10 protein-coding genes are annotated in these 11,716 nt (G+C 42.3%); 9 read left to right on the top strand and 1 reads right to left on the bottom strand.

Going from position 1 to position 11,716, the window contains the following annotated elements; translation table 11 throughout:
* Positions 1 to 144: 144 nt before the first annotated feature.
* The 4 genes from I2483_RS11395 to I2483_RS11380 all read left to right on the top strand — a co-directional run bounded on the left by I2483_RS11395 (position 145) and on the right by I2483_RS11380 (position 6,939).
* Entirely contained in the window at positions 145 to 381 is a 237-nt protein-coding gene (locus I2483_RS11395; protein WP_186672103.1) for an IDEAL domain-containing protein, read from the top strand.
* Positions 382 to 787: 406 nt separating this feature from the next.
* Positions 788 to 2,770 (top strand): excinuclease ABC subunit UvrB, encoded by a 1,983-nt coding sequence (uvrB, locus tag I2483_RS11390; protein WP_207277342.1) that lies wholly within the window; start codon positions 788 to 790, stop codon positions 2,768 to 2,770.
* Between the two features lie 7 nt (positions 2,771 to 2,777).
* On the top strand, positions 2,778 to 5,651 hold the full coding sequence (uvrA, locus tag I2483_RS11385; RefSeq protein ID WP_207277341.1) for an excinuclease ABC subunit UvrA: 2,874 nt from the start codon (positions 2,778 to 2,780) through the stop codon (positions 5,649 to 5,651).
* Positions 5,652 to 5,736: 85 nt separating this feature from the next.
* Positions 5,737 to 6,939, top strand: coding sequence for a DUF4097 family beta strand repeat-containing protein (locus tag I2483_RS11380; RefSeq protein WP_207277340.1), 1,203 nt, complete (start codon positions 5,737 to 5,739; stop codon positions 6,937 to 6,939).
* 536 nt (positions 6,940 to 7,475) lie between these two features.
* Here I2483_RS11380 and I2483_RS11375 read toward each other — a convergent pair.
* The gene (locus I2483_RS11375) at positions 7,476 to 7,679 is read right to left on the bottom strand and encodes an N-acetylmuramoyl-L-alanine amidase (RefSeq protein WP_255550405.1); all 204 of its coding nucleotides are present in this window, start codon (positions 7,677 to 7,679) and stop codon (positions 7,476 to 7,478) included.
* A gap of 137 nt (positions 7,680 to 7,816) precedes the next feature.
* Here I2483_RS11375 and hprK point away from each other — a divergent pair, with 137 nt between their 5' ends.
* Genes hprK through I2483_RS11350 form a run of 5 tightly spaced genes read left to right on the top strand, consistent with a single transcriptional unit; the run spans position 7,817 to position 11,710 of the window.
* A complete protein-coding gene (hprK, locus tag I2483_RS11370) occupies positions 7,817 to 8,743 on the top strand; it encodes an HPr(Ser) kinase/phosphatase (RefSeq protein ID WP_186672093.1) in 927 nt (308 codons plus the stop codon).
* Between the two features lie 30 nt (positions 8,744 to 8,773).
* Positions 8,774 to 9,583, top strand: coding sequence for a prolipoprotein diacylglyceryl transferase (gene lgt / locus I2483_RS11365; RefSeq protein ID WP_207175946.1), 810 nt, complete (start codon positions 8,774 to 8,776; stop codon positions 9,581 to 9,583).
* A gap of 15 nt (positions 9,584 to 9,598) precedes the next feature.
* Complete coding sequence (locus I2483_RS11360) at positions 9,599 to 10,543, top strand: nucleoside recognition domain-containing protein (RefSeq protein WP_207175944.1); 945 nt, start codon at positions 9,599 to 9,601, stop codon at positions 10,541 to 10,543.
* Positions 10,536 to 11,189 carry a pyrophosphatase PpaX gene (gene ppaX / locus I2483_RS11355; RefSeq protein WP_207175942.1) on the top strand — a complete coding sequence of 218 codons (654 nt, stop codon included), beginning with the start codon at positions 10,536 to 10,538 and terminating at the stop codon, positions 11,187 to 11,189. Before I2483_RS11360 ends, ppaX begins: the two co-directional genes overlap by 8 nt.
* Entirely contained in the window at positions 11,186 to 11,710 is a 525-nt protein-coding gene (locus tag I2483_RS11350) for an acyltransferase (protein WP_186672087.1), read from the top strand. The genes ppaX and I2483_RS11350 overlap by 4 nt, the downstream gene beginning before the upstream one ends.
* The last annotated feature ends 6 nt before the right edge of the window (positions 11,711 to 11,716 follow it).

Raw genomic sequence — 11,716 nt, 5'->3', positions numbered from 1 at the left:
TAAGTCGTCCCGTTTGCAATCAATTGCAGGCGGGGCGTTTCTTTAATAAAATATGACTAAATAAAAAATAGAATATTCCGAAAAACCTTGCAACTTATCTCTGAAATTAGATATACTAAATAAAAGGCAGCAGGGGTGATAGGGATGGAAAACAATTATTCATATGCCGAGTTTTTGAAAGCTGTAGGGAAAAACAGTACTTCGCTCCAAGCGGAAAAACTGTTGAATGAAATTTATTTGGATCTTTTTTTGAAACATATACACAGAGAGCAAACGAAGACCAGGATTATGGGGTTTATCGACCTTGCGCTTGACTGTCGGGATGAAAGCGCATTCCTAACGTATTCCGAAAGACTGGGAAAACTTGAAGAGAATGATTGAAAAATGGTAGGACGCTACATGTTGAATAGACATGCAGCGTTTTTTTCTGTGTGTTTTATAGAAAGTGAAATTAGCACGTCTGTTGATTAACCAAACAACCAGTAACTAACTTGATCACAAGCTGGCCGCTACTTGTATAGTTGCGCTTTTGGATCGCTTTGGATTGAATGACTTCTATCCACACTAGGACCCCTCAGTAAATCTGTCATGACTAGTTAGCTGTAAGCGGGTCGGAAATAGTCCAGTGAAAATGAAGGTTACCAAGCCCATCTCACCTTATACTATGTAACTAAATGGTTAATCAACAAATGTGGGGAATTAGTTAAAAAACGTACGTTCGCTTTTTACTCGTCAAAAGATGGGTAAAGTGATAAGATAGAAGTAACTGATAGAGGAGGTTTTTCCGATGATCGGAAAATTCAATTTGCAAGCCCCTTATACACCAAAAGGCGATCAGCCGTCTGCGATCGCACAACTATTAGAAGGACATAACCGAGGTGAGAAGCACCAAACTTTGCTCGGTGCAACCGGGACTGGGAAGACGTTCACGGTTTCGAATGTCTTAACGGAAATTAATAAACCGACTCTCGTTATGGCTCACAACAAAACATTAGCGGGTCAATTATATAGTGAATTTAAAGAGTTTTTTCCTGATAATGCTGTTGAATATTTCGTCAGTTTCTATGATTATTATCAGCCAGAAGCGTATATTGCACATACCGACACCTTTATTGAAAAAGACTCAAGCATCAATGACGAAATTGATAAATTGCGTCACTCTGCCACATCTTCCTTATTTGAAAGGAATGACGTGCTCATTGTTGCCTCTGTCTCCTGCATTTATGGCCTAGGTTCCCCAGAAGAATACAGCGCACATGTTGTATCTCTCCGTCCAGGTATGGAAATCGGACGTAATGAACTGCTACGCAGATTTGTAGATATTCAATACGAACGGAATGACATAAGCTTCACTCGGGGTACGTTCCGAGTACGCGGCGATGTTGTTGAACTTTTACCAGCATCCCAGGATGAACATTGCTTACGAATCGAGTTTTTCGGTGATGAAATTGAACGGATTCGCGAAGTGGACTCACTGACAGGTGAAATTCTCGGCGAACGTGAACACGTCGCCATATTCCCCGCATCTCACTTTGTCACTGGTGAAGAAAAAATGGTCAAGGCAATTGAAAACATTGAGATAGAACTAGAAGAACGTTTGAAAGAATTTCGTTCCCAGGACAAACTGTTGGAAGCACAGCGCCTTGAACAGCGGACACGCTATGATCTTGAAATGATGCGGGAAATGGGTTTCTGTTCGGGTATCGAAAACTATTCTCGCCATTTAACGCTTCGTCCTGCTGGAGCGATCCCGTATACGCTGCTTGACTATTTCCCAGATGACTTTCTTATTATTGTTGATGAAAGTCATGTCTCACTACCACAAATACGCGGTATGTATAACGGTGACCAGGCACGGAAAAATGTCCTTGTTGAACATGGTTTTCGTCTACCTTCAGCACTCGACAACAGACCGCTGACATTCCAAGAATTCGAAGACCATGTCCATGAAGCGATTTATGTTTCTGCGACACCAGGTCCTTACGAAATGGAGCATACTCCCGAAATGGTTCAACAAATTATCCGCCCGACTGGACTACTAGATCCGACGATTGAAATCCGTCCAATTGAAGGACAGATTGATGATTTGATAGGTCAAATAAGAGAACGGACGAAACAGAACGAACGAGTTCTAATTACGACGTTAACAAAGAAAATGTCCGAAGACTTGACCGATTACTTGAAGGAAATTGGTATAAAAGTTCAATACCTTCATTCTGATATTAAAACACTTGAACGAATTGAAACGTTACGAGAACTGCGAATAGGCACATATGATGTCTTAGTAGGGATTAATCTCTTAAGGGAAGGGATAGATATTCCCGAGGTATCACTTGTTGTAATCTTAGATGCAGATAAAGAAGGATTTCTTCGTTCTGAGCGAGCACTTATTCAGACGATGGGCCGCGCTGCCCGTAACTCCAATGGACATGTTATTTTGTATGCAGACAGGGTGACGGACTCCATGGCGAAGGCAATTGGTGAAACGGAGCGACGTCGAGATATTCAACGAAAATACAATGAAGAGCATGGCATAACGCCGACGACAATTAAAAAGGAAATCCGTGATGTGATTCGCGCAACCGCAGTATCAGAAGAAGCTATTTCCTATTTAGAAAAAGTAACACAGGGCAAGAAGTTGACAAAGGACGAAAAAACAACGCTTCTTGTCACTTTGGAAAAAGAGATGAAAGAGGCGGCGAAAGCACTCGACTTCGAACGTGCTGCTGAACTAAGGGATACGATCATGGAATTGAAGGCTGAAAGGTAGGGTTTTTATGAAGAATAAAGAAATCATCATACAAGGCGCACGCGCGAATAATTTGAAGAACATTAACATAAATATTCCACGTGACAAATTGGTCGTCATGACAGGACTTTCGGGGTCGGGAAAATCTTCACTCGCATTCGATACAATTTACGCTGAAGGACAGCGGAGGTACGTTGAATCATTATCTTCTTATGCAAGACAGTTTCTAGGTCAGATGGACAAGCCGGATGTGGATGTCATTGAAGGACTATCCCCTGCAATTTCAATTGATCAAAAGACGACAAGCCGCAATCCCCGCTCGACCGTCGGAACCGCGACGGAAATATACGACTATCTCCGTCTTCTTTATGCTCGTGTAGGCAAACCAATCTGCCCGATTCACGGAACGGAAATTTCGTCACAGACAATTGAGCAAATGGTTGACCGCCTTATGAAATTACCGGAGCGTGCACGTATTCAAGTTCTGGCACCGATTGTATCAGGTCGTAAAGGAACACATGTAAAATTAATCGAAGATATTAAGAAACAAGGGTATGTGCGAATTCGTGTCAACGGTGAAATCATAGACCTCGACGACAATATTGAATTGAACAAAAACAAGAAGCATACGATAGAAGTTGTCATTGACCGGATTGTTATGAAAGAAGATATTGCTGCACGCCTAAGCGACTCTCTTGAATCAGCGCTTCGTCTCGCGGATGGAACTGTATTGGTTGACGTCATGGACGGGGAAGAACTCTTGTTCAGTGAACATCATGCTTGCCCATTATGCGGATTTTCAATTGGTGAACTTGAACCAAGAATGTTTTCATTCAACAGTCCGTTTGGTGCTTGTCAGGAATGTGATGGGCTGGGGACAAAGCAAGAAGTTGACCCGGAATTAATCATGCCAGACCCAACGCTATCATTAAAAGATCATGCGATTGCGCCGTGGGAACCGACAAGTTCACAATACTATCCGGAACTCTTAAAAACTGTTGCGGATCATTTTGGCATATCCATGGATGTGCCGGTAAATGAATTGGCAGACGATGAACTTGATAAAATATTAAATGGCTCAAAAGATGAAAAAATTCGATTCCGTTACACAAACGAATTTGGTGGCACGCGAGATAGCAATATCTACTTCGAAGGTGTTTTGGCAAATGTAGAACGTCGCTATAAAGAAACTTCTTCAGATTATATCCGAGAACAGATGGAAAAGTATATGTCACAGCGGCCGTGTCCAACATGTGCCGGATACCGTTTAAAGGAAGAGTCGCTCGCGGTAAAAGTGAATGGCGTACATGTTGGGAAAGTTACGGAATTGTCTATTACTGAGGCAGACCAGTTTTTCAAAAATCTTGTGCTGTCAGAAAAAGATGCGCAAATTGCGAAGCTTATATTGCGTGAAATCGAAGAGCGTCTCGGATTCCTAATTAATGTTGGACTCGATTATTTGTCGTTATCGAGGGCGGCTGGGACGCTATCTGGCGGAGAAGCACAGCGGATTCGATTGGCAACGCAAATTGGTTCAAGACTGACTGGCGTTCTATATATCTTAGATGAACCATCTATTGGACTTCATCAGCGCGATAACGACCGCTTAATTGGTACATTGAAAAGTATGCGCGACATCGGCAACACATTGATTGTAGTTGAGCATGATGAAGATACGATGATGGCTGCCGATTATTTAATTGATATCGGACCTGGTGCGGGTGTTGCGGGGGGAGAAATCGTTTCTGCAGGTACACCTGAAAAAGTGATGAATGACCCTAATTCACTGACAGGTCAATACTTGAGTGGCAAGAAGTTTATCCCGCTGCCGTTGGAAAGACGTAAACTGGATGGACGAAAAATCGTCATTAAAGGTGCATCTGAAAATAATTTAAAAAATGTAAATGTAGATATTCCACTTGGCCAATTCATAGCTGTGACAGGTGTTTCTGGATCGGGGAAAAGCACGCTTATCAATCAAGTGCTTTACAAAGTGCTCGCCCAGAAATTGAATCGTTCTAAGCAGAAGCCGGGCCAATATAAATCTGCTATAGGGCTTGAAGAACTTGAAAAAGTCATTGAAATCGACCAATCCCCAATTGGGCGGACGCCGAGATCCAATCCTGCAACCTATACAGGCATGTTTGATGATGTACGGGATATGTTTGCTTCTACGAACGAAGCAAAAGTCCGCGGTTATAAAAAAGGGCGCTTCAGCTTTAACGTTAAGGGCGGTCGTTGTGAAGCTTGTCGTGGCGATGGAATCATTAAAATCGAAATGCACTTCTTACCGGACGTCTATGTACCTTGTGAAGTTTGTCATGGGAAACGATATAATAGAGAAACACTCGAAGTAACCTATAAAGGAAAAAATATTGCGGATGTCCTTGCTATGACAGTAGATGATGCACTCGTGTTTTTTGAAAATATACCTAAAATTAGCCGTAAGCTCCAGACGATTGTTGATGTTGGACTAGGTTATATTAATCTAGGCCAGCCGGCAACAACCTTATCGGGCGGGGAAGCGCAACGGGTGAAACTTGCTTCTGAGCTGCACAAGCGCTCGAATGGAAAATCGTTTTATATTCTTGACGAACCGACGACGGGACTTCATGTCCATGATATTGCCAAATTACTTATTGTATTGCAGCGCCTTGTCGATACAGGGAATACTGTACTCGTTATCGAGCATAATCTGGACGTCATTAAAACTGTCGATTACATTATCGACATAGGGCCTGAAGGTGGCGATAAAGGCGGGCAAATTATCGCAACAGGTACGCCAGAAAAAGTGGCAGAATCCACAGTTTCATATACAGGTTATTATTTAAAACCAGTTCTTGAGCGTGAACGAAAACGAATGGATATGATGATTGAAGATGCAGAAAAAGTTTCGAAATGAAACCTTTTCCACATCCACTCGTATATATAGATAGTCATAAAATAACGGAGAAATCCGGATCACCACAATACTAGGGGGCGTAATGATGCAAAATGAACGGAAACGGATTTTAGCAATGCTGGAAAACGGTACGATCACGACCGAGGAAGCATTGACACTTCTAGAAACAGTAGGGAAAACGGGTCAAGTGGAAAAAAACGCTGAGGCTAAAAAGGTTACTGTAGAGTCGCAAGAATTGGAAGAACAATATAGTGAACCAAAACAACAAGAAAAAAAAGGTCCATTTGAAAAGGCCGACCCTGTTATCGAAGACGAGGATCAAAATCAGCCTTCTATGGATGAATTCCTTGAAGATTTGACAAAGGATTTTACGAACGTTGGAGACAGATTCATGCAATTCATGCAGACGGCTGTTCAAAAAGTGAAATCATTCGACTTTGATTCGCCATTTGGCAATACAGTTACGTTCGACCATACAATAACTAAGCCAGCAACCGAAATCGAGGAAGTCATCATCGATATCGACAACGGTAAAGTGACAATCCATACTGGTGAAATAGAAGAAGTACGAGCAGACTTCACGGTGAAAACCTATAATAGTGAATCAGAAGAAAAAGCAAAAAAAGATTTTCTTGATAAGTTACTGTTTGTTAATGACGAAGGGAAAGTAAGGATTTCAAGCGATTTGAAAATGGTTCAAGTAAATGTTGAATTATTCATTCCGAAAAAAGATTACGCAAGAATTTCCGCACGTTTACTAAACGGCTCATTTAAAATGAAAGATGCAACGGCTGAAAAGGTAAAAGTGAAGACTGCAAACGGGAAAATTGAGATTGCCGGATTGACGTTCAACAACGGAGAGTTCGAAACCGTGAATGGCTCAATCGGTCTGAATGGTGTAACTGCTACTACAATTGAAGCAGAAACCTTGAACGGGCGCGTTTACATTGATGGTGCTGTGAAAGATGTGGAGGCACAATCATTAAACGGACATGTCGTCGTTACAACGACAGATCCGGCTGCAGAGAAAATTGAAGCAAAAACAATGAGCGGTACAGTTGAAATTTACATTCCAGCAGGCGTTGCCTTATCAGGTGAAATTGCATCCAATATTGGGCGATTGGACTTAAAGCTTGATGATGTCGATCGGACTATCGAACAGGAACAATTGCTACATCGGACAATCCGTTTTAAAAAGGACGTAGAAGGAAATCCATCTCCGTTACACATTTTTGGAGAAGCGAAAACGGGTTCAGTTCTCGTTTGTTATAACGCAAAAAAAGAATAACGTACAAATGGGACTGCTGTTACACCAAAATCGGTGTAATAACAGTCCTTTTTCATTGGGGTGAAACTATATAGTCGGCACTTAACAAATAGAATGTTCTTCCAATACCGCTTTGTCGCTTGGTGATGGCCTTACGCAATCAGCCCGTCAGAAGATCACTGTCGGTCTGATTGCTCCGGCTCACACTTGTCGCTTCTTCGCTAGATTTGTTCGGTATACTGGTGAGATATACCGCCTAGTCGATTCCAAATAAATAGTGCCGACTATATATATGTTAAACAAATGAATACCTATATGAACTTAGCGAAGGCGCCTTACAAGGGGTAGCCGAAGCCCTAAGACTAGCGGGCGAAGCTGCTTGGCTTAGGGCGGGAGGCATCCCCTAGCGCCGTAGCGAATTCAATGGGATTCTTTATTTCAACATATACTGTTACTTTTTCCCTCGATAAATCCAAGTTGAGAGTGCGTGAGCAATTGCCTTTGCACACTGGAGCCTGTATGCTGTCTCCTTAGAAATGTGGCTTCTTGCGGATTTGTCATGAATCCGTATTCAATGTTGAAAGCGGTACATCTTCATGTATTTTATGTGCAAAAATGACTGTGAAGCCTTCTTCAATAAGAAATTGTTTTACAAGATCTGCAACAGCGCTGTTAAAGCTGAATTCCCGCAATAGCCCGTCTGGTGAGCGTTTTCCCGCTGTCTCAGGACCGTGTCCCGCATCAATTAGTAGTGTCGTCAACATCTTCCCCTCCTTATCCCTTATATAGGGGATAAGAGTTTAGAAGTGGACAGTTTCGGCACTAAATCATTTCATTTGAAATTGTGCATGGTAAAATAGGGTATAGACGTTTGAATATATAGAAAAGGGGCGAGTTAATGTCTTATGTAACAGTAAAGGATGTTCAAGAAAAACTTTTTCTTGAACTATGCGCAGGAGAAGCCGGCATTGAGCGTCAAATACATACGAGTGATATTTCAAGACCTGGACTTGAAATGGCTGGTTATTTCGATTATTATCTTGCGGATCGCGTTCAACTTTTGGGCAAAACAGAACTATCATTTTTCGCGAATTTAAAAGAAGTGGAACGGATAGATCGGATGAAAAGACTCTGTTCAGAAACTACGCCGGCCATCATTGTGGCACATGAAATGGAAGTGCCGATTGAATTGATTGAGGCTGCCGAGAGTAAAGGCATTCCTGTGTTGAAAACGGATGTTCCAACGACACGGTTTTCGGGCATGCTGACGAATTATCTTAGTGGCAGACTTGCTCCAATGACAGCCCTTCATGGGGTACTTGTAGATGTTTATGGAATTGGCATACTGATCACGGGCAAGAGTGGTGTGGGGAAAAGTGAAACTGCTCTTGAACTTGTGAAAAGGGGTCATCGATTGGTGGCTGATGACCTTGTGGAAATTAGACAGGTAGCTAAAAATGTGTTAATTGGAAATCCACCAAAACTGCTTGAACATATGCTTGAAATCCGTGGAGTTGGGATTGTTGATATGATGACATTGTTCGGGGCGAGCGCCGTGAAAAGTGATAAACGAATATTAATTATCATCGATCTTGAATTTTGGGATCAGGATAAGATTTATGATCGACTTGGTATTGATGAAGAAAAGATGAAAATTATGGATTCGGAATTGACGAAGCTGACTGTACCTGTAAGACCAGGACGTAACTTGTCTGTCATAATTGAAGTTGCAGCAATGGATTATCGAATGAAGAAGCTTGGCGTTAATGCAGCAGAAGAGTTTACGAAAAAACTTGCCGCTGAAATTAAAGTGAATCGAAAGTAAATGATTGATGGAGAAAGGATAGGTTGATACATGTTTAATGTACTTGCAATAAACCCGATTGCATTTTCACTAGGTCCACTGGAAGTCAGGTGGTATGGGATTTTAATTGCACTAGGGATTGTACTCGCATTCATTGTTGTTCAAAAAGAAATGGTAAAGCGCGGAATGCATCCGGATTTTTTGACTGACCTGCTCATTTGGGCTGTTCCAATCGCGATTGTTAGTGCGCGAATTTACTATGTTATTTTCTCGTGGGATTATTATAAAGACCATCCGGGACAGATTATTCAAATTTGGCAAGGCGGCATCGCTATCCATGGTGCATTAATTGGTGCCTTCATTACGACGTACTTCTTCACGAAAAAGAGAGGTATTTCATTCTGGAAAGTGGTTGATATTGCAGCAGCTGGTCTGCTGATAGGTCAAATTATCGGTCGTTGGGGCAATTTCATGAATCAGGAGGCACACGGGGGCCCTGTTTCAGAAAAGTTCATTGAAACAACGATTATTCCTGATTGGATTATGAACCAGATGACGATTGAAGGCGTGACGTATCATCCGACATTCCTTTATGAATCCATGTGGAATATTGTGGGACTTGTCATCGTTATCTTGTTGCGCAAGGTGAACTTGAAGCGCGGCGAAATGTTTCTATTTTACCTTGTCTGGTATTCTGCTGGGCGCTTCTTCATCGAAGGAATGCGAACGGACAGTTTATATGTCATCGGTGAACTTCGGGCGGCGCAGCTAGTATCGGTCATCACGATCATTGTTGCAATCGCGGTTTTCATCGTGCGAAGATATGTTCAAAAAGTAAATGTGAAGTATCAAGATAAATAAAAAGGGGTTTGAGAAATGGGGACGCTTCAAAAGGGGTTAAAGGCGGGACTTCTGACAACGTGGACACTGGGGAAAATCATCTTTCCAATCACAGTACTTGTCATCATTTTACAGCATACACCGGTGTTGCCGTGGCTTATTAAACTTGTTGCACCGTTTATGGGGATATTCGGTCTGAGTGGAGAAGCGGCGATTCCGTTGGTGCTTGGTAATGCACTCAATTTATATGCGGGAATTGCCGGTATTTTATCGTTGGAAATGACTGTGAAGGAAGTATTCATCATTGCTGTCATGTTGTCGTTTTCGCATAATATATTCATAGAAACAGGCGTTGCACTGAAAGTTGGTGTGAAGCTGTGGATCGTGATTGTTGTTCGGTATGGGCTAGCTATTCTATCAGGTATCGTCATCAATTTGTTATGGAAAGGCGGAGGGGAGACGGCGCGCTACGGTATGGCTCCGCAAATTACGGCTATACCAGATGGCTGGTTGGAAATTGGATTGCTTGGCATACAGAAAGCATCATTCGGCGTCTTACAACTTGCCATAATCGTCATCCCACTAATGATTTTTGTCCAGTTATTGAAGGACCGTCATTATTTGCAGAAGTTTTCTGAGAAAGTAGCACCATTTACGAAAATAATTGGTGTACAACCGAATGCTTCAACAACGCTTGTCGCGGGTCTAGTTATCGGCCTTGCTTATGGTGCCGGCGTTATGATTCAGGCTGTACAAGAGGATGGTGTGAGCAAGAAGGACGCAACACTAGCATTCATCTTTCTCGTTGCTTGTCACGCAGTTATAGAAGATACACTGATTTTTATCCCACTTGGCATTCCTATTCTGCCATTACTGATTATCAGGGTCGTAACGGCTTTCGTGCTGACGATCATTGTCGCGTATGTCTGGAAACGGTCTGAACAACAGAAGAAGAAGGAGGTTCCGGTTGCAGATGGCTAAACCAATTACTACACTACTATTTGATTTTGACGGAACATTACTGGATACGAATGAATTGATCATCGGGACATTTCAACATGTCCTTGAAAAAAACTACCCAGGAAAATATGGACGAATTGATATATTACCGTTTCTAGGACCGACTTTACATGAAACATTTGATTCGATTGACCCTGAAAAGACGGAGCAACTGATTGAAGAATACAGAGCGTGGAATAAATCGATGCATGATGAACTTTCTAGCGAGTTCGACGGAGTGTCCGAAACGATGAGGTCGTTGAAGGCGGCGGGCATGAAAATGGCGATTGTTTCAACAAAGAGAAAAGATATGGTTATGCGGGGCTTGGGACTTCTTGATGTAGAAGGGGTCTTTGACGAAGTCATAGCAATGGATGATGTAACGAAAACGAAGCCTGACCCAGAACCGATTTTATTGGCACTTGAACGATTGGGAGCTACCGCAGATGAAGCCCTTATGATTGGTGATAACTACCATGATATAGTTGGGGGTCAAAATGCGGGTGTCCGTACAGCGGGTGTTGCATGGTCCGCAAAAGGGGAAGCCTTTTTACAAACGTTCAACCCAGATTACATGTTGCAGCATATTTCGGACTTATTTCAATTGGTCAAAGGTGAAAAAGGGTGAGACGTACTGAAAGGCATCCCGCACAAGTTGGAGCAAATTCACTTTGGCATATTTACAAGACGGTCCCGTTTTTGAAAGTGGCAAAAAACTTTGCTGTTATCCAATTATCGAGGTATACACCATTCATCCCGATGAAGAACTTTTTGTTCCGTACGTTTTTGAAAATGGAAGTCGGAAATAAGACGTCTTTCGCCTTAATGGTTATGCCTGATGTCATGTTCCCGGAGCGGATAAAAGTCGGCGACAATTCAATCATCGGCTTCAATACGACAATCCTTGCGCATGAATACTTAATAGATGAGTATCGTATAGGAGATGTCATTATTGGAAAGAACGTATTAATTGGAGCAAATACGACAATTCTTCCTGGAGTAGAAATTGGCGATGGGGCGATTGTTTCTGCCGCTTCCCTTGTCAACCGTGATATCCCACCGGGTGTGTTTGCTGGTGGCAATCCGGTTAAGATCATCTTTACGCAAGAGCAGATGATTGAGCGACAACAAAAAGATGAAAACAGATAGTGCTGA

Source organism: Sporosarcina sp. E16_3 (assembly GCF_017347125.1).
In the GTDB taxonomy this organism is placed as follows: Bacteria; Bacillota; Bacilli; order Bacillales_A; family Planococcaceae; genus Sporosarcina.
The sequence above is the reverse complement of the archived record's forward strand: the minus strand, read 5'-3'. Positions and strand labels throughout refer to the sequence as shown.